Origin of the sequence: Kocuria sp. CPCC 205258, from assembly GCF_040981005.1 — a bacterium.
In the GTDB taxonomy this organism is placed as follows: domain Bacteria; phylum Actinomycetota; class Actinomycetes; order Actinomycetales; family Micrococcaceae; genus Kocuria; species Kocuria rosea.
Window position 1 is genome coordinate 1 of sequence record NZ_JAVKPS010000018.1, and the last position, 23240, is coordinate 23240.

The 23240-nt window shown below is 72.4% G+C and carries 16 protein-coding genes and 1 pseudogene; 14 read left to right on the forward strand and 3 right to left on the reverse strand.

What is annotated here, in order from left to right; genetic code table 11:
• Positions 1-825: pseudogene (locus RF644_RS18200) on the forward strand (pyruvate dehydrogenase (acetyl-transferring), homodimeric type); the annotation flags it as partial.
• Between the two features lie 74 nt (positions 826-899).
• On the opposite strand, the gene RF644_RS18205 reads toward RF644_RS18200, so the two are convergent.
• Positions 900-1673 (reverse strand): IclR family transcriptional regulator, encoded by a 774-nt coding sequence (locus tag RF644_RS18205; protein WP_109268305.1) that lies wholly within the window; start codon positions 1671-1673, stop codon positions 900-902.
• A gap of 183 nt (positions 1674-1856) precedes the next feature.
• Here RF644_RS18205 and RF644_RS18210 point away from each other — a divergent pair, with 183 nt between their 5' ends.
• From RF644_RS18210 to RF644_RS18255, 10 genes are all read left to right on the forward strand, one after another.
• Positions 1857-3272 carry an NAD-dependent malic enzyme gene (locus tag RF644_RS18210; protein WP_368797592.1) on the forward strand — a complete coding sequence of 472 codons (1416 nt, stop codon included), beginning with the start codon at positions 1857-1859 and terminating at the stop codon, positions 3270-3272.
• A gap of 91 nt (positions 3273-3363) precedes the next feature.
• On the forward strand, positions 3364-4992 hold the full coding sequence (gene aceB, locus RF644_RS18215; protein ID WP_368797593.1) for a malate synthase A: 1629 nt from the start codon (positions 3364-3366) through the stop codon (positions 4990-4992).
• 11 nt (positions 4993-5003) lie between these two features.
• Positions 5004-6335, forward strand: coding sequence for an aldolase (locus RF644_RS18220; RefSeq protein ID WP_368797603.1), 1332 nt, complete (start codon positions 5004-5006; stop codon positions 6333-6335).
• Positions 6332-7153, forward strand: a complete 822-nt coding sequence (locus RF644_RS18225) for a bifunctional allantoicase/(S)-ureidoglycine aminohydrolase (protein ID WP_017834769.1) — start codon at positions 6332-6334, stop codon at positions 7151-7153. The genes RF644_RS18220 and RF644_RS18225 overlap by 4 nt, the downstream gene beginning before the upstream one ends.
• A gap of 232 nt (positions 7154-7385) precedes the next feature.
• Complete coding sequence (locus RF644_RS18230) at positions 7386-8192, forward strand: hydroxypyruvate isomerase family protein (protein ID WP_368797594.1); 807 nt, start codon at positions 7386-7388, stop codon at positions 8190-8192.
• A 76-nt stretch (positions 8193-8268) separates the two neighbouring features.
• The gene (locus RF644_RS18235) at positions 8269-9153 is read left to right on the forward strand and encodes a 2-hydroxy-3-oxopropionate reductase (RefSeq protein ID WP_017834767.1); all 885 of its coding nucleotides are present in this window, start codon (positions 8269-8271) and stop codon (positions 9151-9153) included.
• A 59-nt stretch (positions 9154-9212) separates the two neighbouring features.
• Complete coding sequence (gene gcl / locus RF644_RS18240) at positions 9213-10988, forward strand: glyoxylate carboligase (protein WP_368797595.1); 1776 nt, start codon at positions 9213-9215, stop codon at positions 10986-10988.
• 31 nt (positions 10989-11019) lie between these two features.
• On the forward strand, positions 11020-12186 hold the full coding sequence (locus tag RF644_RS18245) for a glycerate kinase (RefSeq protein WP_368797596.1): 1167 nt from the start codon (positions 11020-11022) through the stop codon (positions 12184-12186).
• Between the two features lie 380 nt (positions 12187-12566).
• Positions 12567-13970, forward strand: coding sequence for an allantoinase AllB (gene allB / locus RF644_RS18250; RefSeq protein WP_368797604.1), 1404 nt, complete (start codon positions 12567-12569; stop codon positions 13968-13970).
• 204 nt (positions 13971-14174) lie between these two features.
• Positions 14175-15560 carry an 8-oxoguanine deaminase gene (locus tag RF644_RS18255; protein WP_368797597.1) on the forward strand — a complete coding sequence of 462 codons (1386 nt, stop codon included), beginning with the start codon at positions 14175-14177 and terminating at the stop codon, positions 15558-15560.
• A gap of 195 nt (positions 15561-15755) precedes the next feature.
• Here the strand turns inward: RF644_RS18255 and RF644_RS18260 are convergent, their stop codons facing one another.
• Positions 15756-17387, reverse strand: coding sequence for a nucleobase:cation symporter-2 family protein (locus tag RF644_RS18260; protein WP_368797598.1), 1632 nt, complete (start codon positions 17385-17387; stop codon positions 15756-15758).
• A gap of 179 nt (positions 17388-17566) precedes the next feature.
• The gene (locus RF644_RS18265; RefSeq protein WP_368797599.1) at positions 17567-18064 is read right to left on the reverse strand and encodes a nucleoside deaminase; all 498 of its coding nucleotides are present in this window, start codon (positions 18062-18064) and stop codon (positions 17567-17569) included.
• A 398-nt stretch (positions 18065-18462) separates the two neighbouring features.
• Between RF644_RS18265 and RF644_RS18270 the strand changes: the two genes are divergently transcribed.
• The 3 genes from RF644_RS18270 to xdhC are packed head-to-tail and all read left to right on the forward strand — an operon-like array spanning position 18463 to position 23202.
• Positions 18463-19974, forward strand: coding sequence for a xanthine dehydrogenase small subunit (locus RF644_RS18270; RefSeq protein ID WP_368797600.1), 1512 nt, complete (start codon positions 18463-18465; stop codon positions 19972-19974).
• On the forward strand, positions 19971-22346 hold the full coding sequence (gene xdhB / locus RF644_RS18275) for a xanthine dehydrogenase molybdopterin binding subunit (protein ID WP_368797601.1): 2376 nt from the start codon (positions 19971-19973) through the stop codon (positions 22344-22346). The genes RF644_RS18270 and xdhB overlap by 4 nt, the downstream gene beginning before the upstream one ends.
• Before the next feature lies 1 nt (position 22347).
• Positions 22348-23202 carry a xanthine dehydrogenase accessory protein XdhC gene (xdhC, locus tag RF644_RS18280; protein ID WP_368797602.1) on the forward strand — a complete coding sequence of 285 codons (855 nt, stop codon included), beginning with the start codon at positions 22348-22350 and terminating at the stop codon, positions 23200-23202.
• Positions 23203-23240 lie beyond the last annotated feature (38 nt).

The window sequence follows — 23240 nt, forward strand, 5'->3', positions numbered from 1 at the left end:
TTCATCATCGGGGCCACCGCCGGGCGCACCACGCTCACCGGCGAGGGCCTCCAGCACGCCGACGGCCACTCCCCCGTGCTCGCCGGCACGAACCCGGCCGTGCGCAGCTACGACCCGGCCTACGGCTACGAGATCGCCCACATCGTCCGGCACGGCCTCGAGCAGATGTACGGCCCGGACTCGGCGGACCCGAACGTCATGTACTACCTGACGGTCTACAACGAGCCCTACCAGCAGCCGGCCGAGCCGGAGGACGTCGACGTCGAGGGCATCGTGCGCGGCATCCACCGGGTCGCCGGCTCCGCGCACCCCGGCCCGAAGGTGCAGCTGCTCGGCTCGGGCGTGTCGGTGCCGTGGGCCCTGCAGGCCCAGCAGGTGCTGGCCGAGGAGTGGGGGGTCTCCGCCGACGTGTGGTCGGTGACCTCCTGGAACGAGCTGCGCCGCGACGGCCTGGCCGCCGAGCAGGAGGCGTTCCGCAACCCGGCAGCACCGCGCCGGGTGCCCTTCGTGACCCAGCAGCTCGCAGGGGCGGAAGGGCCCGTCATCGCCTCCACGGACTTCGTCTCGGAGCTGCCGGACCGGATCCGGCAGTACCTGCCGAACGACTTCGCCACCCTGGGTGCCGACGACTTCGGCTTCTCGGACACCCGCGCCGCGGCTCGGCGCTGGTTCGGGATCGACGTGCACTCCATCGTGGTGCGGGCGCTGCAGATGCTTGCCGACCGCGGGGAGGTGGACGCCGGGGCCCCGGCCCGGGCGTTCGAGCGCTACCGCCTGGACGACGTCACCGCCGGCACCACCGGCAACGCGGGCGGCGACGCCTGATCCAGCACCCGCCTCCGACAGCGAAGCCCGCCGGCCCCTCGGGGGCCGGCGGGCGTCGTCGTCGCGCCCCGAAGTCAGGCCGTGACGGGCATCAGCTCGGCGGCGATCGCCTCGGCCGCTCGGCGCAGCACGGGCACGGCCCGGCGGCCGAACTCCTCGTCCACCCGGGACACCGGTCCGGAGACGGAGATCGCCGTGGGGGTCGGCGCCCCGGGCACGGCCATCGCGTAGCAGCGCACGCCGAGCTCGGTCTCCTCGTCGTCGATCGCGTAGCCGCGCTCCCGGATCCGGTCGAGGTCCGCGAAGAGCTCCTCGAGGGTCCCGATGCTCTTGGGCGTGGGCGTGGCCATGCCCGCCGCGCCCACGATGGCACGGACCCGTTCGTCCGGCAGGGTGGCGAGCATGGCCTTGCCCACACCGGTGTCGTGGGTGTCGGCCCGGCGGCCCACCTCCGTGAACATGCGCATGGACCGGTTGGACTGGGCCTGGGCGATGTAGACGACCTCCTGGCCGTCGAGCACGGCCATGTTCGCCGACTCGCCGAGCTCGGCCACCAGCTCGTCCAGACGCGAACGGGCCGCCGAACCGAACTGCCGCCCGGCGGCCTCCCCCAGCAGGATCAGCCGCGGCCCCAGCGCGTAGTTGCGGTTGGGGAGCTGACGGACGTAGCCGGAGGGCACCAGCGTGCGCAGCAGCCGGTGGATGGTGGGCAGCGGAAGCTTCACGGCGGCGGAGAGCTCGCTGAGCGACATCTCCCCACCGGCCGCGGTGATCACCTCGAGGAGCTCGAAAACGCGTTCCACCGATTGCACCCCGCCCGAACCGGCTCGTGTGGTCGTCGTGGTCATGGCCATCTCCCGTCGGTACAGCCCGGCCGCCTCGTGCGCCGGGCGAGATCTCGGCGGCCGGATCCGTGACAGGTGTCACGAAAGATCCTTGCCAACCTCGGCTGGCTCCCATAATATCCATAATACGAAAGTTTCATTCCACGATGCGACTGAAATGGTCGCACCACAGCCCTTGGAGGAACCATGGCCACGCCCAGTCCCGGATACTCGATGATCCTGCGTGTGGAGGCCCCGGCAGGCCTCACCGTCACCAGCGAGCTCGCCGCCGCCGCCGCTCGGGCCGGCGCGGCCGTGACCGCCCTCGACATCGTGGAGTCCCACGCAGACCACGTCGTCGTCGACGTCAGCTGCAACGTCTCCGACGCCTCCCACCGCGACGAGGTGCGCGACTCCCTCGAGGCGCTCGACGGCGTCCAGGTGCGCAAGATCAGCGACCGCACGTTCCTGATCCACCTCGGCGGCAAGATCGAGGTCACCCCCCGTGTCTCGCTGCGCAACCGTGACGACCTCTCCCGCGCCTACACCCCCGGCGTGGCCCGGGTCTGCATGGCCATCCACGACAACCCCGAGGACGCCCGGCGGCTGACGATCAAGCGCAACACGGTGGCCGTGGTCACCGACGGCACCGCGGTGCTCGGCCTGGGCGACATCGGCCCGGCCGCCGCCCTGCCGGTCATGGAGGGCAAGGCCGCCCTGTTCAAGGCGTTCGCCGGCGTGGACGCGTGGCCGGTCTGCCTCGACACGACGGACACCGACGAGATCGTGCGCATCGTCGAGGCCATGGCGCCTGTCTACGGCGGGATCAACCTCGAGGACATCGCGGCCCCGCGCTGCTTCGAGATCGAGGCCCGGCTCCGCGAGGAGCTCGACATCCCGGTCTTCCACGACGACCAGCACGGCACCGCGATCGTGGCCCTGGCCGCGCTGTTCAACGCCCTGCGCGTGGTGGACAAGCAGATCGGCGACATCAAGGTCGTGGTCTCCGGGGTGGGCGCCGCAGGGCACGCCATCATCCAGCTCCTCAAGGCCCAGGGAGTGCAGGACATCATCGCCTGCTCCCGCAAGGGCGCGATCCACCGCGGGGAGAGCTACGACGACCCGCACCGGCAGTGGATCGCCGAGAACACCAACGAGACCGGGTTCTCCGGCTCGCTCAAGGAGGCCGTGGTGGGCAGCGACGTCTTCATCGGCGTCTCCGCCCCCGACCTGCTCGACGGGGCCGACGTGGCCGCCATGAACGACCGCGCGATCGTCTTCGCCATGGCCAACCCCGACCCCGAGATCGATCCGGGCGTCGCCGCGGAGCACGCCGCGGTGGTCGCGACCGGCCGCTCGGACTTCCCGAACCAGATCAACAACGTCCTGGCCTTCCCGGGCCTGTTCCGCGGCCTGCTCGACGCCGGGGCATCCGACATCACCACCGACATGCTGGTCGCCGCCGCACAGGCCATCGCCGACTGCGTGGCCGAGGACGAGCTCAACGCGAGCTACATCGTCCCCAGTGTCTTCGACCAGCACGTGGCACCGGCCGTGGCCGAGGCCGTGCAGCAGGCGGCCCAGCAGGACACCCGTCAGCTCGCACCGGTGGCCGCCCGCTAGCAGCGCGGCACCGAGTCCGCACCACCGGGCGTCGCCGCCCGGCACCACGGGCGGCGACGCCCACCGAACCCAGCACCGAACGGAGACCACCATGGCCATCGAGTTCACCACCCCCGCCGGCCTGGACCGCGCGAGCGAGATCCTCACCGCCGAGGCCCTCTCCTTCGTGGAGGCCCTGCACCACCACTTCGCCGACCGCCGCGCCGAGCTGCTCGGCGCCCGGGAGCAGAACCGCCGCCGGGCCGCCGAGACCGGCACCCTGGACTTCCTCCCGGAGACCCGGGAGATCCGCGAGGGGGACTGGACGGTCGCCCCGGCGCCGCCGGCCCTGCAGGACCGCCGGGTCGAGATGACCGGGCCCGCCTCGCCGGCCAAGATGGCGATCAACGCGCTGAACTCCGGGGCCAAGGTGTGGCTGGCCGATCTCGAGGACGCCTCGAGTCCCACCTGGCACAACCAGGTGGACGGCGTCCTCAACCTGCGCGACGCCGCCCGGGGCACCCTGAGCCACACGTCCCCGGAGGGCAAGCAGTACGCCCTGCGCCAGGACGCCCCGCTCGCCGTGGTGGTCACCCGGCCCCGCGGCTGGCACCTGCCCGAGCACAACGTCACGGTGGACGGGCAGCCGGCCTCCGGGGCGCTCGTGGACTTCGGCCTGCACTTCTTCCACACCGCGAAGCTCCTGCTGGCCAACGGGCACGGACCGTACTACTACCTGCCGAAGCTGGAGTCCCACCTCGAGGCCCGGCTGTGGAACGACGTGTTCACGTTCGCCGAGGAGCACCTGGGCATCGAGCACGGCACCGTCCGGGCGACCGTGCTCATCGAGACGATCCCCGCGGCGTTCCAGATGGACGAGATCCTCTGGGAGCTGCGCGAGCACGCCTCGGGGCTCAACGCGGGACGCTGGGACTACCTGTTCAGCATCATCAAGTACTTCCGGGACGCCGGCGAGAAGTTCGTCCTGGCGGACCGCTCCACCATCACCATGACCGCCCCGCTGATGCGGGCCTACACCGAGCTGCTCGTGCGGACCTGTCACCGCCGCGGGGCCTTCGCGATGGGCGGCATGGCCGCGGTGATCCCCAACCGCCGGGACCAGGAGGCCACCGAGGCCGCGTTCGCCAAGGTGCGCGCGGACAAGACCCGCGAGGCCGACGACGGCTTCGACGGCTCCTGGGTGGCCCACCCGGACCTGGTGCCCACCTGCCGCGAGGTCTTCGACGGGGTCCTCGGCGAGAGGCCCAACCAGGTGGACCGGCTGCGCGAGGACGTGCGGGTGAGCGCCGAGCAGCTGCTCGACGTCGCCAGCGCCGGGCGGGTGAGCACCCAGAAGGAGCTCGCGGCCAACCTCTACGTGGCGATCCGCTACACCGCCGTGTGGCTCTCCGGCAACGGGGCCGTGGCCATCCACAACCTCATGGAGGACGCCGCGACCGCCGAGATCTCCCGCTCGCAGATCTGGCAGCAGATCCGCAACGGCGTGGTCTACGAGGACACCCGGAACACCGCGACCCGCGAGCTCGTGGCCGAGGAGCTCCAGCGGCAGAAGGAGGTCCTGCGCGAGGAGGTCGACCCGCAGTCCTACGAGGCGCACTTCGAGCCGGCGGCCGCCCTGATCGCCGATCTGGTGCTGGGCGAGGACTACGTCGACTTCCTCACCCTGCCCGCCTACGAGCTGCTCGAGCAGTCCGACCGCGACCGGGTGGCCACGAAGTGAGCGCCGGCGACCTGGACACCGGGACGCTGGGCACGGCCTTCCGGCAGCGCGCTGCCGAGCGGCTGGCCGGCACCGACGCGCTGCTCCAGCGGTCCTACCCGGGGGACCCCGGTACACGCCAGCCCGTGCACACCGTCTACCTCCCCGCCGACAGCTTCACCCCGGAGACCGCCCGGCAGTGGGGAGAGCGCGCCGCCCGGTCCGTGGCCGGGCTCGGTGCGGCCTCCCTCGCGGAGGAGGTGGCCCCCGAGGGTGCCGACCCTGGTCTGGTCGACCGGGTGGCGCGAGCGGTCGAGCACAAGCTCGCCACCGAGCCCATCGAGGACGTCCGTCTGGACTTCGAGGACGGTTTCGGCGACCGCGGGGACCAGGAGGAGGACGAGTGGGCCGTGCGCGCGGCGCGCACCGTGGCCCTGGCCGTCCGGGAGGGCACCGCGCCGCCGTACATCGGGATCCGCTTCAAGTGCTTCGAGGCCGCCACCCGGGACCGCGGCCTGCGCACGCTCGACCTGTTCGTCACCACCCTGGTGCGCGAGGGCGGGCTGCGGGAGGCCGGGCACAGCGAGGACGGCCTCCCCCGCGGCCTCGTCCTCACCCTGCCCAAGGTGAGCACCACGGAGCAGGTCGACGTCATGGTCGAGGCCTGCGAACAGCTCGAGGCGGGCCTCGGACTGCCGGCCGGGCGGCTGCGGTTCGAGGTGCAGATGGAGACGGCCCCGATGATCCTGGGGACCGACGGCACCTGCCCCATCCCGGTGATGCTCCACCGAACGGACGGACGGGTCGAGGCCCTGCACTACGGGACCTACGACTATTCCGACTCCCTGCAGATCGCCGCCCAGTACCAGTCCATGGAGCACCCGGCCGCCGACCACGCCAAGGCCGTCATGCAGGTCGCCGTGGCCGGCACCGGGGTGCGGCTGTCCGACGGCTCCACGAACATCCTGCCCACCGGGAGCGACCGGCAGAAGCTGGCCGCCTGGCGGCTGCACGCCCGTCTGGTGCGCCGCTCCCTGGAGCGGGGCTACTACCAGGGATGGGACCTGCACGCGCACCAGCTGCCCACCCGCTACCTGGCCACGTACTTCTTCTACCGCGAGGGCTTCCCCGCGGCGGCGCTGCGGCTGAAGAACTACGTGCACGGCATCGAGTCGGAGATCATGGACGAACCGGCCACCGCCCGCGCCCTGGCCCGCTTCGTCCACCGCGGCGTGCTGTGCGGCGCGATCTCCGGGGAGGAGCTCGAGGAGAGCGCCGGCATCGGCGAGCACGAGCTCTTCTCCCTGGCCCACCCCAAGGCCGCGGCACCGGCCGCATCGACCACCGGAGGCGACTTCAGATGACCGAGACCACCTACCACGCGCCGCACGGCGGCCACCCCGACCAGACCCAGCTGCTCACGGACCGGGCGATGTTCACGGAGGCCTACGCGGTGATCCCGCGCGGGACCATGCGGGACATCGTGACCAGCCGGCTCCCGTTCTGGGAGGACACCCGGGTCTGGGTGCTCGCCCGGCCCCTGTCCGGCTTCGCGGAGACCTTCTCGCAGTACATCGTGGAGGTCGGCCCCGGCGGCGGCAGCGACCGGCCCGAGACGGAGGCCGGCGTGGAGGGCGTGCTCTTCCTCATGGAGGGGGCGCTCGTCCTGACCGTCGACGGGGAGGAGCACGAGCTCGTTCCCGGCGGCTACGCCTTCCTCCCGCCGGAGTGCGAGTGGACCGTGCGCAACCGCGGCGGCGAGCCCGCCCGCCTGCACTGGATCCGCAAGGCCTACGAGTACGTGCAGGGCATCGAGGTGCCGGAGCCGTTCGTCACCAACGAGCAGGAGGTCGAGCCGACGGCCATGCCGGGGACCGACGGCAAGTGGGCGACCACGCGCTTCGTGGACCCGGACGACGTCCGGTACGACATGCACGTGACGATCGTGACCTTCGAGCCGGGGGCGGTGATCCCCTTCGCCGAGACCCACGTCATGGAGCACGGGCTCTACGTCCTCGAGGGCAAGGCCGTCTACCGGCTCAACCAGGACTGGGTCGAGGTCGAGGCCGGCGACTTCATGTGGCTGCGGGCGTTCTGCCCCCAGGCCTGCTACGCGGGCGGCCCCGGCCGGTTCCGGTACCTCCTCTACAAGGACGTCAACCGGCAGATGAAGCTGCGCTGACCGGACGGCGATCCCGTCCCCACCGACCGGACCCCGTGCCGCCCTGCCACCGCGGCGGCACGGGGTCCTTCCATGCCATCGGACCACACCCCACAGTTTCCACATCCTGAAATAATTCTTCCAATCAGGGATTGACCTGCGTCACAGGGGATCGTACGCTGTTTCACAAGACAGAAATTGACTTCCACATCTCGAAATACGTGGCGGTCCCGTCCGAACCAGGAGGATCCAGATGTCCTACACCGTGAACTGCTCCATCCTTCTCACCGACCTGCCCCTGCTCGAGCGCCCCGCGGCCGCCAAGGCCGCCGGCTTCGACGCGGTCGAGTTCTGGTGGCCCTTCGCGGAGTCCGTGCCCGCGGACCGCGACGTCGACGCCTTCGTGGACGCGATCCGGGACGCGGGGGTGCAGCTGAGCGGGCTGAACTTCAACGCAGGCGACATGCCGGGCGGAGACCGGGGCCTCGTGTCCTGGAAGGGCCGCTGCGGGGAGTTCAAGGAGAACATCGCCGTGGTCGCCGCCATCGGCGAGCGCACCGGTTGCCGAGCCTTCAACGCGCTCTACGGCAACCGCCGGCCCGAGCACACGCCGGAGGCCCAGGACGAGCTGGCGGTGCGCAATCTCGTGGCCGCCGCCGAGGGCGTGGCGCGCATCGGCGGGACCGTGCTGCTGGAGCCGGTCTCCGGCACCGAGGCCTATCCCCTGAAGACCGCCCAGGACGCCCTCGACGTCATCGCGAAGGTCCGGGCCGCCGGTGCCGACAACATCAGGCTGCTCGCCGACTTCTACCACCTGTCGGTCAACGGTGACGACGTCTCCGCGGTCATCGAGAAGCACGCCGCTGACTTCGGCCACATCCAGATCGCCGACGCCCCAGGGCGCAACGAGCCCGGCACCGGCGAGCTCCCGCTCCAGCAGTGGATCGAGCGCAGCCGGGAGCTCGGCTACTCGGGCTACGTGGGCCTCGAGTACAAGGCGTCGCAGCAGGACCCCTTCGCCTGGACCGCCGCGTGGTCCGCGGCCCGCGCCGGCGCCTGACGCCGCTCCTCCCCCGCACCTGCCACCACGGCCCGTCGTACGCACCGCACGGGCTCCCACAGTGAGGAATCCCACCATGACCAACGTCACCGTCATCGGACTCGGCATCATGGGCCTGCCCATGGCCAAGAACCTCGTCACGGCCGGCTACGACGTCGTCGGCTTCAACCGTTCGCAGGACAAGATCGACCAGCTCGTCGAGGCCGGCGGCAAGGGCGCGTCCAGCGTGGCCGAGTCCGTCGCGAACGCCGACGTCGTGATCACGATGGTCCCGGACTCCCCGGACGTCGAGGGCGTCGTGACCGGCGAGGACGGCGTCTTCGCCCACGCCGCGCAGGGCACCGTCTGGATCGACGCGAGCTCCATCCGCCCGGACGTGGCCGCGCGCCTGTCCCGGGAGGCTGTCGAGCACGGGCTGCGCCCGCTGGACGCCCCGGTCTCCGGCGGGGAGCAGGGCGCCATCGACGCCGTGCTCTCGATCATGGTCGGCGGCGAGGCCGCGGACTTCGAGGCCGCCCGCCCGGTGCTCGAGGCCGTCGGGAAGACGATCGTGCACGTGGGCCCCGCCGGCTCCGGGCAGACCGTCAAGGCGGCCAACCAGCTGATCGTGGCCGGCAACATCCAGCTGCTCGCGGAGGCCGTCGTCTTCCTCGAGGCCTACGGCGTGGACACGGACGCCGCGCTGAAGGTCCTCGGGGGCGGCCTGGCCGGTTCCAAGGTCCTGGACCAGAAGGGCCAGAAGATGCTGGACCGCAACTTCGACCCGGGCTTCCGGCTCCAGCTGCACCACAAGGACATGGGCATCGTGACCTCCGCCGCCCGGGAGGCCGGCGTGGCCGTGCCGCTCGGCGCGATCGTCGCCCAGCTCGTGGCCGCCACCGTCAACAAGGGCGACGGCGGACTCGACCACTCGGGTCTCTTCAAGCTCGTCGAGGAGCTCTCCGGCCGCTCGGGCCGCTGACCTTCCCCACCTCACCGCTTCCCGACCCGATCCCGGGTCCTGCTTCCAAGGAGTTCATCATGGCCAGAATGCGCACGGTCGACGCCGTCGTCGCCATCCTCGAGAAGGAGGGCGCCACCGAGGCCTTCGGCCTGCCCGGCGCCGCCATCAACCCGTTCTACTCGGCGATGCGCGCCCACGGCGGCATCCGGCACACCCTCGCCCGGCACGTCGAAGGCGCCTCGCACATGGCCGACGGCTACACCCGGGCCGCCCCCGGCAACATCGGGATCTGCGTGGGGACGTCCGGGCCTGCGGGCACCGACATGATCACCGGCCTCTACGCCGCGTGGGCGGACTCCGTCCCGATCCTGTGCATCACCGGCCAGGCCCCCGTGGCCAAGCTGCACAAGGAGGACTTCCAGGCCGTGGACATCTCCTCGATCGCCGCGCCGGTCACCAAGATGGCCATGACGGTGCTGGAGCCCGGCCAGGTGCCGGGGGCGTTCCAGAAGGCCTTCTACCTCATGCGCTCGGGCCGGCCCGGTCCGGTGCTGCTGGATCTCCCCCTGGACGTCCAGCTCGCCGAGATCGAGTTCGACATCGACGTCTACGAGCCCCTGGCCGTTCACCGCCCCGCGGCGACCCGCGCGCAGGCCGAGAAGGTCCTGGACATGCTCTCCTCCGCGCAGCGTCCGCTCATCGTGGCCGGCGGCGGCATCATCAACGCCGATGCCTCGGCGCAGCTGGTCGAGCTCGCCGAGCTGCTGGACGTGCCCGTGATCCCGACCCTCATGGGCTGGGGCGCCATCCCGGACGACCACCCGCTGATGGCCGGGATGGTCGGACTGCAGACCTCCCACCGCTACGGCAACTCGACGTTCCTGGAGTCCGACTTCGTGCTCGGCATCGGCAACCGGTGGGCCAACCGCCACACCGGCGGCCTGGACACCTACACCCGGGGCCGCACGTTCGTGCACATCGACATCGAGCCCACCCAGATCGGACGCGTCTTCTCCCCCGACCTCGGCATCGTCTCCGACGCCGGCGCGGCCCTGGAGATCCTCATCGAGGTCGCCCGGGAGCGGAAGGAGCGGTTCTCCGTGCCGGACTGGTCCGTGTGGGTCAAGGACTGCGCCCAGCGCAAGGGCTCGATGCAGCGCAAGACGCACTTCACGCAGGTCCCGGTCAAGCCGCAGCGCGTCTACGAGGAGATGAACACCGCCTTCGGCACGGACGTCACCTACGTCTCCACGATCGGGCTCTCGCAGATCGCCGGCGGCCAGTTCCTGCACGTGCACGGCCCCCGCCAGTGGATCAACGCCGGCCAGGCCGGCCCGCTGGGCTGGACCGGGCCCGCCGCCCTCGGCGTCGTCCGGGGCAAGCCCGGGGCCACCGTCGTCGCGCTCTCCGGGGACTACGACTTCCAGTTCATGATCGAGGAGCTGGCCGTCGGGGCGCAGTTCAACCTGCCCTATCTCCACGTGGTGGTGAACAACTCGTACCTGGGCCTCATCCGCCAGTCCCAGCGCGGGTTCAAGATGGAGCAGAACGTCTCCCTGGCGTTCGAGAACATCAACTCCCCGGAGACCCAGGGCTACGGCGTGGACCACCTCAAGGTCGTCGAGGGCCTGGGCTGCAAGGCCCTGCGCGTGACCGATCCCGAGAAGCTGCAGGAGGCCTTCGGCCAGGCGCGGGTCCTCCTGGAGGAGCACCAGGTCCCCGTGGTGGTGGAGGTCATACTGGAGAAGGTCACCAACATCTCCATGGGGACCGAGATCGACAACGTGGTCGAGTTCGAGGAACTCGCCGTCAGCGGCGTGGACGCCCCGACGGCGATCGCCCTGCTCGACTGATCCCCGTCCGCACACAACAGGAGGAACGGCCGTGCGCATCGTCGTCGCCCCGGACAAGTTCAAGGGTTCGCTGGAAGCCACCGACGTGGTGGAGCACCTCGCGGCGGGCATCCGGTCCGTGGAGCCGTCCGCCACGGTCGTGGCCGTCCCGGTGGCCGACGGCGGCGAGGGCACCCTCGACGCCGCCGTCGGCGCCGGATTCGTCGCCTGCTCCACCACCGTGACCGGTCCCGCCGGAAACCCCGTCGAGGCAGGCTTCGCCCTGCTCGACCGGACCGCGGTGGTGGAGATGGCCCTGGCCTCGGGACTGGCCGCGCTCCCGGTGGACGAGGACGGCGCACCCGTGCTCGACGCCGGGGGCGCCACCAGCCGCGGCACCGGCGAACTGGTCCGCGCCGCCCTCGATGCCGGAGCCACCCGGATCGTCCTGGGGGTGGGCGGCAGCGCCTGCACCGACGGCGGTGCGGGGCTGCTCCAGGGCCTCGGCGCTCGCCTGCTGGACGACGAGGGCGCCGAGCTGGGCCGCGGAGGCGCCGAGCTCGCCCGGCTGGCCCGGGTGGACCTCACCGGGCTGGATCCCCGGGTGCAGGACGCACAGTTCGTCCTGGCCGCGGACGTCGACAACCCCCTCACGGGGACCAACGGTGCGGCGGCCGTGTTCGGCCCGCAGAAGGGCGCCGACCCGGATCTCGTCGCATCCCTCGATGCCGCGCTGACGGTCTTCCGGGACCGGCTGGCGGACGCCCTGGGCCCGGTGGCCCTGACGGCGGCCGGGTCCCCCGGCGCCGGGGCCGCCGGCGGCGTGGGCTACGCGGCCCTGGCCGTGCTCGGGGCCCAGCGCCGCCCCGGCATCGACGTGGTCCTGGAGTTCGTGGGGCTCGCCGACCGGATGGCGGGCACCGACCTGGTCGTCACCGGGGAGGGCAGCCTCGACGAGCAGTCGCTCGGCGGGAAGACCCCCATGGGGGTCGCCACCACCGCGCACGCCGCCGGCGTCCCGGTGGTGGCCGTGTGCGGCCGCACCACCCTCGACGAGGAGACCCGCAGGGCCGCCGGTTTCGTGCGCACCTATGCCCTCACCGAGCTCGAGCCGGACCCGCGGGTCAGCATGCGCGAGGCCGGCAGGCTGCTCGAGCAGGTGGGCGCCCGGCTCGCCCTCGAGCTCCCCGCTTTGCTCACGGGGACCCGACCCAACTGATCGATCCGGCGCCCCGCGCGGACGCCGAAGACGAGGAGGAGCTCCGAATGACGGAGAAGAAGATTCCGCAGCGGCCGGGGACCACCGACCGGGGCGGGAAGCAGAGCGACGAGCAGGGGCACCGACCGGATCCGGGTCAACCGTCCGCGGAGCCCGGACAGCGCGCGGACGACGCTTCTGACGCGGCAGGGCGTGCGCAGCAGGTGAGTGCGGACCCTGCGGCGATCGCCCGGGAGGACTCCGCCCGCGCGGCCACCAAGCCGGCCGCCGCCCGGAGCGCCTTCGAGGCCGAGCAGGCGCACAAGCTGGACGTGAGCCACGACGTCAACGACCCCGAGCGCGTGCGCCGGCTGATCGCCGACTACAAGCGGGAGCACGGGATGCCTGCCGATGCCGCCGACGCCCCCCACCTCGGGGCGGACGACGACGGCGCCTTCGCGGGTGATCACCGCGAGTTCGACCTCGTGGTGCGGGGGCAGAACGTCTCCTGCGGGGACCACTTCGCTCCCCGCGAGGTCGGCGTGCGCAACGGCAGGATCGTGGCCATCGAACCCCTCGGCGCCGGCCTGGTCGGCCGCGAGGTCGTGGAGCTGGCCGAGGACGAGCACCTGCTGCCCGGCCTGGTGGACACCCACGTGCACATCAACGAGCCCGGCCGCACCGAGTGGGAGGGTTTCGCCTCCGCCACCCGCGCGGCCGCCGCCGGGGGCGTCACCACGGTCCTGGACATGCCGCTCAACTCGGTCCCGGCGACCGTCAACGTGCCGGCCCTCGAGTACAAGCGCCTCTTCGCCCAGGACAACGTCTTCGTGGACGTCGGCTTCTGGGGCGGGGCGATCCCCGGCAACAAGCCCGACCTGCGCGAGCTGCACGACGACGGCGTCTTCGGCTTCAAGTGCTTCCTGCTGCACTCCGGGGTGGACGAGTTCCCCCATCTGGAGGCCGACGAGATGGAGGAGGACCTCGCCGAGATCAAGACGTTCGACTCGCTGATGATCGTGCACGCCGAGGACTCCCGGGCCATCGACCGTGCCCCGCGGCCCGAGGGGGACGTGTACGAGAACTTCCTGAAGTCCCGCCCGCGCGGCGCCGAGAACCTGGCCATCGCCGAGGTCATCGAGCGCACCCGCTGGACCGGCGCCCGCTCCCACATCCTGCACCTGTCCTCCTCGGACGCTCTGCCCATGCTCGCCACCGCGAAGCGGGACGGCCTGGACATCACGGTGGAGACCTGTCCGCACTACCTCACCCTGCTCGCCGAGGAGGTGCCCAATGGCGCCACCGCCTTCAAGTGCTGCCCGCCCGTGCGGGAGGTCGGCAACCGCGAGCTGCTGTGGGAGGGACTGATCGACGGGACCATCGACTTCATCGTCTCCGACCACTCCCCCTCGACCCTGGACCTCAAGGACCTCGACAACGGCGACTTCGGGGTGGCCTGGGGTGGTGTCTCCTCGCTGCAGCTGGGGCTGTCCCTGATCTGGACGGAAGCCCGGCGCCGCGGAGTGGACCTGGGCCGCGTGGTGGAGTGGATGTCGACGAAGCCGGCCCAGCGGGCCGGCCTGCGCGCCAAGGGCAAGGTCTCCATCGGCTACGACGCCGACCTGGTGGTCTTCGCGCCCGACGACGCCTTCGTCGTGGACGCCGGGAAGCTGCATCACAAGAACCCCATCACCCCGTACCAGGGCAAGGCGCTGTCCGGAAAGGTGCGCAGAACCTATCTGCGGGGCAGCTCCGTGGACTTCCGGACTCCGTCGGGCCGACTGATCCGGCGCGGGGAGAGCTGACCGGACGCCGTCCGGGCCCGTCGTCGTCGGGGTCCGGACGGTTGAAGGCGAACATCCGCCGGTGCTACGGTCACCGGGACCGCGGGAGCGGTCTCCTGGATCAGCAGACAGGACCTCACTGAGCTGGCGGCGCCGCGTGCCGCCCTCGGACCACACGAGGCGCACGGCGCCGGTGACGAGACCTGCGACCGATCGGAGAACCCTGTGCGTCCCCACACCTCGAACCCCGGCTCCCACCTGCTGTGGCTGCGCGAGCCCCTGGCCCTGTACACCGGCGAGGACGCCTCCGCGGACACGGCCGGCGGTGTCGTGGTGGACACCGCCTCCGGCACTGTGGTGGAGCTGGTCCCGGCCGGCGGAGCCCCGACCGTTCCGTGCGGGGTCCTCGACGCCCGGGAGCACGTGGTGGTGCCCGGGCTGATCAACACGCATCACCACTTCTACCAGACGCTCACGCGTGCCTGGGCGCCCGTGGTCAGCGTCCCCCTGTTCCCGTGGCTGCGGGACCTCTACCCCGTGTGGGCCCGTCTGCGCCCCCGCGACCTGCAGCTCGCGACCACGGTGGCGATGGCGGAGCTGCTGCTCTCGGGCTGCACCACGGCGGCCGACCACCACTACCTGTTCCCCGGCGGCATGGAGCACTCGATCGACGTGCAGGTCGAGGCCGCCCGGAGCCTCGGCATGCGGGCCGTCCTCTCCCGGGGATCCATGAGCCTGGGCGAGCGCGACGGCGGGCTGCCCCCGCAGCAGACGGTGCAGGAGGCGGAGACGATCCTCGCCGACAGCGCACGCCTGGTGGGGACCTACCACGAGCGCGGCGACGGCGCCCGGACCCAGATCGCGCTGGCCCCGTGCTCACCGTTCTCGGTGACGCGGGAGATCATGCGGGACACCGCCGTCCTGGCCGGCGAGCTGGACGTGCGGCTGCACACCCACCTCGCCGAGACCATCGACGAGGAGGACTTCTGCCGGGAGCGCTTCGGGCTGCGGACGGTCGACTACCTCGAGTCCACGGGCTGGCTCACCGACCGGACGTGGCTGGCCCACGGCATCCACTTCGACGACGCCGAGGTGGCCCGCCTGGGCGCTGCCGGGGTGGGCGTGGCCCACTGTCCCACGTCCAACATGCGCCTGGCCTCCGGGATCTGCCGGGCCGTGGAGCTCGAGGAGGCGGGAGCCCCCGTGGGGCTCGGGGTGGACGGGTCCGCCTCCAACGACGCCTCCAACCTGGTGCAGGAGGTCCGGCAGGCCCTGTACGTGCAGCGGCTGCGCTACGGGGCGGAGGCCGTGACCCCGGAGCGGGCCCTCGGCTGGGCGACCCGCGGCTCCGCGCGCCTGCTCGGCCGCCCGGACCTCGGTGTGCTGCGCCCCGGCGCCCAGGCGGACCTCGCGATGTTCCGGCTGGACGGGCTGCGCTTCTCCGGCGCCCACGACCCGCTCTCCGCGCTGCTGCTGTGCGGCGCGGAGCGCGCGGACCGGGTCATGGTGGGCGGGCGCTGGCTCGTGGAGGACGGCGCCATCACCGGGCTGGACGTGGAGGCGCTCACCGCCGAGCACTCCGCGGCGGCCCGCCGCCTGGTGAACGCCTGAAGCTCCCGGCCCCGCCGGGCCCGGCGCCGGCGGACCGGGCCGAGGCCGGGCGCCGCGGCGCGGTGGCGGCGAGCTGATCGAGCCCGCCCGGACACCGTCGCAGGGGCGTTCCCCGCCTCCGCCCGGCGGTGTGCCGGGCGGAGGCGGGGAACGCCCCTGGTCGAGTTCCCACAGGCGGGGTGCGGGCCCGGGTGCTCAGGCCGTCGCGTCCTTGGCGGCGAGGACCGTCCGGATCTGTCCCGTGTGCGTGATCTCCCCGTCGTCGATCATCCTCCGGACGTCGTCGAAGTGGTGCTCCGCCACGACCGCCACCTCGGCTCCGTCGCTGTCCACCACGGCACCGTCCTGGATCCGGTCGCCCTCCCGCAGGTGCGCCAGGGTGTCCGCCCGGACGACCCGCACCGGCGCCGCCGCCATGACGGACTGGTGCCGGGAGTTGCCGGCGGTCAGCTCGTTGAACAGCAGGTTGAGGGCGATGGCCACGAGCGCCGCGGCGCTGATCCCCGAGCCGAGGATGGTCTGCGTCCAGGACGGGAAGCCGGCGTAGAACTGGGGCGCGGCCACGGGGATGAGGCCGAACGCGAAGGCGACCGCCACGATGACGAGGTTCATCGAGTTGTTGAAGTTCACCTTGCCCAGCGTGCGCACGCCGGAGGAGGCCACCGTGCCGAAGAGCACGATCGACGCGCCGCCGAGGACCGGGGCCGGGATGGCCGCGACGACCTCGCCGATGACGGGGAACAGGCCCAGCCCCACCATGATGACGCCGGCGGCCGTGACCACGAAGCGGCTGCGGACGCCTGTCACCGCGACGAGGCCCACGTTGGCGGCGAAAGCCGTCTGGGTGAACGAGTTGAGCAGCGGCGCCCCCGCGGAGGAGAGCATGTCCGCCCGCAGGCCGTTGGCCACGCGCTTCGAGTCGACCTCGGCCCCCGTGATCTCGCCCACCGCGAGGATGTCCGCCGTGGTCTCGGTCATCGTCACGAGCACCACGATGAGCATCGAGATGATCGAGGCGAGCTCGAAGGTCGGGGGACCGAAGGCCAGGGGCGTCGGGAAGGTGACGATGCCGCCCTCGCCCACACCGGAGAAGTCCACCATCCCCATCGCGTGGGCAATCCCCGTGCCGAGCACGAAGGAGAGCAGGATGGACAGGCGCGAGATCATCCCGACGCCCACCTTGGACAGCACCAGCACGATGAGCAGGGTGATCCCGGCCAGGGCGAGACTGCGGGGATCGGCGGCTCCGCCGTCCCCGTCCCCGGCGGCCCAGGAGATCGCGACCGGCAGCAGGGAGATGCCGATGACCGTGATCACCGTTCCGGTGACCACCGGAGGGAACAGCCGGAGGACGCGGGAGAACGCGCCCGCGAGCAGGAAGCCCACCACCGAGGAGACGAGCACGGCCCCGAAGATGGTGGTCAGGTCGTTGCCACCGGCCAGGATCGCGAGCATGGGGGCGACCCCGGCGAAGGACACCCCTTGCACGAGCGGCAGCCTGGAGCCGAGGAAGGGCGCCCCGAAGCTCTGCAGGACGGTGGCGACCCCGCCCATGAGCAGGCAGGAGCTGATGAGGAGGGCGATCTCCTCGCCGGAGAGTCCGGCGGCCTGCCCGATGATGAGGGGGACGGCGACGATGGCGCCGTACATGGTGAGGACGTGCTGGAAGCCGTAGGCGGTGGTGCGCCCCAGCGGCAGCCGCTCGTCCTCCGGTCCGGGCGCGTGCGCCGGTCGCGACGGGCGCCCACGGCGGATCGTGCGGGCCGCGGTCGTGCGGGCGTCCGCCGCGCGGGCGCCGGTCGGACGGTCAGGTGTGGTCGATGACATGGAAGGAGCCTCCTTCAGCGCGCAGGCGTCGGCTCTGCTGCGCAAGGTCCGGCGATCCTCTGTTTTTCCCGGGCCCGGCCCTGTCGGCGGGTCTCCCGCGAAGTGTCCAGATCTGGTGGTCCCGGTGGAAGCCGACCGGGGGCGGCGGGCGTGCGGGTCGGTGCTCGGTGCGGGTCGGCTCAGTACTCGGTGCGGTGGGCGTTGCCGGCCCACGCCCGGAACGGCTCGGTGCGTGCGGCGAGCAGGACGTGGCGGACCGGCAGGGCCCGGTCACGCTCCTGCGCGCTCCGGGCGAAGAACTCGTAGAACTCGGCGTCGTCGAATCCGCCGGCCGCGGCGTCGTGCCGGTCGGCGGCGAAGTACACCGCGTCCAGCCGGGCCCACAGCGAGGCCGAGAGGCACAGCGGGCACGGTTCGCAGCTGGTGTAGAGCACGGCGCCGCTGAGGTCGAAGGCCCCCAGCGCGCGGCAGGCGCTGCGGATCGCCATGACCTCGGCGTGCGCCGTGGGGTCGTGGTCCGCCGTCACGCGGTTGACGGCGGGGAACTCCCGCCCGTCCGCGGTCACGACGACGGCCCCGAAGGGTCCGCCGTCGACAGCGGCGTTCTCCGCCGCGAGGTCGACGGCGTGCTGGAGGTGGGTCTGGAGGTGCGTGGTCTCTTCGTGAACGGTCGACATGCTGCTCAGGTCCTCACGGATCGTGGGGGGGACCCGGGGAACGGCTGATGTCCGTCGGCGGGCCCACCCGGCTGTCAGATCATGCCCGGTAGATAGTCCCGATCGAGCGGGACCCGCCTGTGGCTGAGGCCAACGTAGAGCAGTTGGACGTGAGGTACAACACATCGTGGAAGAATTCTTCCAGATCCACCGTGGCCCGGTCGTGGCGCCCGAACTCTTGCGGCCCCGTCACGGCGTGGTTATGGTGTGACTCAGCCTACGGCGGGTCCTGAAGCGGACTATCTACCGGGCGAGCAACGACGAATCGCGCTGGTCCGCCGCCAGAGAGCTCCCGGTACCCCCGGGGAACCACCTGACTCCAGGTCGCGGCCAGTGGCATGCACCGAGGAGCAGCAGGCATGAGCGACATCCGAGTGACGGTCAACGGTCGTACCCGGAGCTGTGACGGGCTCGGCCCGCACACCCGGCTGCTGGACTGGCTGCGCGGCGAGGGACTGACCGGGGCCAAGGAGGGCTGCGCCGAGGGCGAGTGCGGTGCCTGCGCGGTGCTGGTCGCCCGGCCGGACGGGGAAGGGCGCAGCCGGTGGACCGCGGTGAACGCGTGCCTGCCCCCCGCCGTCGCCTTCGACGGCCAGGAGGTCGTCACCGCCGAGGGGCTCGGGTCCGCCCCCGGGGCCGGCGCGCCGGCGGCGCTGCACCCCGTCCAGCAGGAGATGGCGTTCCGGGGAGGCTCCCAGTGCGGCTACTGCACGCCGGGGTTCGTCTGCGCCATGGCCGCCGAGTATTACCGCCCCGAGCGCGGCACCTCCGGCGCGGCCGACGAGGCGCAGACCGGCACCGCGGTCACCGGCGAGGAGCACGCGGCCGGCCACGAGTGCGGGCCCAACGGGTTCGACCTGCACGCCCTGAGCGGCAACCTCTGCCGCTGCACCGGCTACCGGCCCATCCGCGACGCCGCCTACGCCCTGGGGGCTCCGGCCGACGCCGACCCCCTGCTCCGGCGCCAGGAGCGGCCCGCGCAGCCCGCCCCGCCCACCCAGGTGGAGGCCGACGGCGCACGGTTCGTCCGTCCCGGCTCCCTGGACGAGCTCTTCGAGCACCTGGAGCGCGAACCGGGGGCCCAGCTGATCTCCGGTTCGACGGACGCGGGCGTGGAGGTCAACATCCGCCACACCCGTCCGCCGCTGTCCCTCGCCGTGGACCGGCTCGAGGAGCTGCGCACGCTCGAGGTGGGACAGGAGCGGATCGAGATCGGGGCGTCCCTGAGCCTGTCCGAGGTCGAGCGCGGCCTCGCCGGACGGGTGCCCCTGCTCGACCAGCTCTTCCCGCAGTTCGCCTCCCGCCTGATCCGCAACGCCGCGACGTTCGGCGGCAACCTCGGCACCGGATCGCCCATCGGGGACTCGGCCCCGGCCCTGCTGGCCCTGGGCGCGTCCGTGGTGCTGGCCTCCGCCGGGGGCGAGCGCGAGGTGCCCCTGGACGAGTACTACACGGGGTACCGGCGCAGCGTCCGCCGCCCCGGGGAGATCATCCGCGCCGTGCGGATCCCGCTGCCTCTCGCCCGGCACAGCGGGTTCCACAAGATCGCCAAGCGGCGCTTCGACGACATCTCCAGCGTGGCCGTCGGCATCGCCGTGCAGGTGGACGCCGGGACGGTCTCGTCCGCGCGGATCGGCCTGGGCGGCGTGGCGGCCACCCCGATCCGGGCGCACGGCGCGGAGCGCCTCCTCGACGGGGCGCCGTGGACCCGCGACACGGTCGTCGCCGCGGCGGCCGCACTGGCCGGGGAGGGCACCCCGATCGACGACCACCGGGCCAGCGCCCGCTACCGCTCGGCCATGCTCGAGCAGGCCCTGCTCAAGTTCTGGGCGCAGCACGCGCCCGCCCCCGATCTGGAGGTGTCCCGTTGAAGTCCCTCGCCGACCGCCCCGTCGACCCCGTGGTGGGCGTGCCCGTCCCGCACGAGAGCGCCGCCCTGCACGTCACCGGCACGGCCCTGTACACCGACGACCTCATCGTGCGCCACCAGGACGTGCTGCACGCCTGGCCCGTGCAGGCCCCGCACGCCCACGCCCGCGTGCAGGACCTGCGCACCGCCCCGGCCCTGGCGGTCCCCGGGGTGGTCCGGGTCCTCACCGCGGCCGACGTGCCCGGGGTCAACGACGCCGGCACCAAGCACGACGAGCCGCTGTTCCCCGCCGAGGTCATGTTCTACGGGCACGCCGTGTGCTGGGTGCTGGGCGAGACCCAGGAGGCCGCCCGGCTGGGCGCCGACGCCGTGGAGGTCGACTACGAGCCGCTGCCGTCGCTGGTCACCGTAGCGGAGGCCGTCGAGGCCGGCAGCTTCCAGGGCGGTCAGCCCACCGTCAGCCGCGGGGACACGGGCACGGCGCTGGCCACCGCGGCCCACCGCTTCAGCGGGGAGTTCGAGTTCGGCGGCCAGGAGCACTTCTACCTGGAGACCCACGCGTCCTTCGCCTACGTGGACGAGGGCGGGCAGGTCCTGGTGCACTGCAGCACCCAGCACCCCACGGAGACCCAGGAGATCGTCGCCCACGTCCTGGGTCTGCACAGCCACGAGGTCACCGTGCAGTGCCTGCGCATGGGCGGTGGGTTCGGCGGCAAGGAGATGCAGCCGCACGGCTACGCCGCCGTCGCCGCCCTCGGCTCGGTGCTGACGGGCCGGCCGGTGCGGTTGCGGCTCAACCGCACCCAGGACCTCACGCTGTCCGGCAAGCGTCATCCGTACCACGCCCGGTGGGAGGCCGGCTTCGACGAGGGCGGTCATCTGCAGGCCCTGGAGGCCACCGTCACCAGCGACGGCGGCTGGAGCCTGGACCTCTCCGAGCCCGTGCTGCAGCGGACGCTGTGCCACATCGACAACGCCTACTGGATCCCCCACGTGCAGGTCCACGGCCGGATCGCGAAGACCCACAAGACCTCCCAGACCGCGTTCCGCGGCTTCGGCGGCCCGCAGGGCATGCTGGTGATCGAGGAGGTCATGGGCCGCTGCGCCCCGCTGCTCGGACTGGACCCCACGGAGCTGCGCCACCGCAACCTCTACGTCCCCGGCCAGGCCACGCCGTACGGCCAGCCCGTCCGGCACGCCGAGCGGCTGCGCACCATCTGGACCCAGCTGCTGGACCGGGCCGAGGTGGAGCGCCGCCGCGAGGAGATCGCCGCGTTCAACGCCGCCCACCCCGACACCAAGCGGGCGCTCGCGGTCACCCCCGTGAAGTTCGGCATCTCCTTCAACCTCACGGCCTTCAACCAGGCCGGTGCGCTCGTGCACGTCTACAAGGACGGGTCCGTGCTCATCAACCACGGCGGCACCGAGATGGGCCAGGGCCTGCACACCAAGATGCGCCAGGTCGCGGCCACCGCGCTCGGGGTGCCGCTGGAGGCCGTCCGGCTGGCGCCCACGCGCACGGACAAGGTGCCCAACACCTCCGCGACGGCCGCGAGCTCCGGGGCTGACCTCAACGGCGGGGCCGTCAAGAACGCGTGCGAGCAGATCCGGGACCGGCTGGCCGAGGTCGCCGCCCGCAAGTTCGACATCCACCCCGACGACGTCCGGTTCGTCGACGGCACGGTCACCGGGATCGGCTTCTCCGACCGGGAGATGTCCTTCGCCGAACTCGCCCACGACGCCTACTTCCAGCGGATCTCGCTGTGGGCCGCCGGCTACTACCGCACCGAGGGGCTCCACTGGGACGCGGCCCGGATGCAGGGCGAGCCGTTCAAGTACTTCTCCTACGGCGCCTCCGTCTCCGAGGTGGAGGTCGACGGCTTCACGGGCGCGTACCGGCTGCTGCGCACCGACATCGTCCACGACGTGGGCGACAGCCTCTCCCCGCTGATCGACGTGGGGCAGATCGAGGGCGGGTTCGTCCAGGGCGCCGGCTGGCTCACGCTCGAGGAGCTGCGCTGGGACGAGTCCGACGGGCCGCACCGGGGCCGGCTGGCGACCCAGGCGGCGAGCACCTACAAGCTGCCGAGCTTCTCGGAGATGCCCGAGGAGTTCAACGTGCACCTCTTCGAGGAGGCCACCGAGAGCGGCGTCGTCTACGGCTCCAAGGCCGTGGGGGAGCCGCCCCTCATGCTGGCCTTCAGCGTGCGCGAGGCGCTGCGGGAGGCCGCGGCCGCGTTCGGGCCGGGCGGGCGGAGCACCGAGCTCGCGAGCCCCGCCACCCCGGAGGCCGTGTTCTGGGCGGTCCAGGAGGCGCGCCGCGCCCTGCCCGTGGCGGACGTCGCCGCTCCGGCCGCTCCGGCGGCGCGCTGACGTGGACTGGCTGGACGCCCTGCAGCACCTGCGCGCGGAGGGCGCGCCGGGGGTGCTCGTCACCGTCACGGAGGTGCGCGGGCACGCCCCCCGGGAGGCCGGGGCCAAGATGGTGGTGTCCGAGTCCGCCGCGTGGGACACCGTGGGCGGCGGCAACCTCGAGGCGACCGTGGTCGAGCGGGCGAGGCACCTCCTCGCAGCCGGGGCCACGGATCCGGAGACGATGACCTTCTCGCTCAACGAGCACGCCGCCGTGGAGCACGGGCGCCAGTGCTGCGGAGGCGTGGTCAGCGTGCTGCTCGAGCCCCAGGGCGCCCGCCCCGTGGTCGCCGTGTTCGGTGTGGGCCACGTGGGTCACGAGCTCGCCCGGGTGCTGTCCCGCCTGCCCCTGAACCTGCACCTGGTGGACAGCCGGGAGGGTCAGCTGGCCCCCGCCCGGCTGGCCGACGTCACCGACGGGGCCGCGCAGGTCCGCCTCCACCACAGCCCCGTCCCGGAGAACGTGCTGGCCGGGCTGCCGGCCGGGGCGCACGTGCTGATCATGAGCCACGACCACGCCGAGGACTTCGTGCTGTGCGACGCCGCGCTGCGCCGGGACGACCTCGGCAGCGTGGGCCTGATCGGCTCCCGGGCCAAGTGGTCGAGGTTCCGGGCGCGGCTGCGGGCGGAGGGGCACTCCGACGCCGCGCTGGAGCGCATCGCGTGTCCCATCGGGCTCCCCGGCATCCCGGGCAAGGCCCCGGCGGTGATCGCCATCAGCGTCGCCGCCGACCTGCTCGGGCGGTTCGGTGCCGCCGCGGCTCCGGCGCCCCCCGGCCGCCGGGGGCCGGAGACGACCACCGAGGCGGTGACATGAGCGTTTCCCTGGGACTGCCGCGGCTGCGCGATGCGGGT

What these genes read in the sequence shown, in the direction of transcription:
- RF644_RS18205 (WP_109268305.1), bottom strand. Translation starts at nt 1,673, where the DNA reads ATGACCACGACGACCACACGAGCCGGTTCGGGCGGGGTGCAATCGGTG.
- RF644_RS18210 (WP_368797592.1), top strand. Translation starts at nt 1,857, where the DNA reads ATGGCCACGCCCAGTCCCGGATACTCGATGATCCTGCGTGTGGAGGCC.
- aceB (WP_368797593.1), top strand. Translation starts at nt 3,364, where the DNA reads ATGGCCATCGAGTTCACCACCCCCGCCGGCCTGGACCGCGCGAGCGAG.
- RF644_RS18225 (WP_017834769.1), top strand. Translation starts at nt 6,332, where the DNA reads ATGACCGAGACCACCTACCACGCGCCGCACGGCGGCCACCCCGACCAG.
- RF644_RS18230 (WP_368797594.1), top strand. Translation starts at nt 7,386, where the DNA reads ATGTCCTACACCGTGAACTGCTCCATCCTTCTCACCGACCTGCCCCTG.
- RF644_RS18235 (WP_017834767.1), top strand. Translation starts at nt 8,269, where the DNA reads ATGACCAACGTCACCGTCATCGGACTCGGCATCATGGGCCTGCCCATG.
- gcl (WP_368797595.1), top strand. Translation starts at nt 9,213, where the DNA reads ATGGCCAGAATGCGCACGGTCGACGCCGTCGTCGCCATCCTCGAGAAG.
- allB (WP_368797604.1), top strand. Translation starts at nt 12,567, where the DNA reads ATGCCTGCCGATGCCGCCGACGCCCCCCACCTCGGGGCGGACGACGAC.
- RF644_RS18260 (WP_368797598.1), bottom strand. Translation starts at nt 17,387, where the DNA reads ATGTCATCGACCACACCTGACCGTCCGACCGGCGCCCGCGCGGCGGAC.
- RF644_RS18265 (WP_368797599.1), bottom strand. Translation starts at nt 18,064, where the DNA reads ATGTCGACCGTTCACGAAGAGACCACGCACCTCCAGACCCACCTCCAG.
- RF644_RS18270 (WP_368797600.1), top strand. Translation starts at nt 18,463, where the DNA reads ATGAGCGACATCCGAGTGACGGTCAACGGTCGTACCCGGAGCTGTGAC.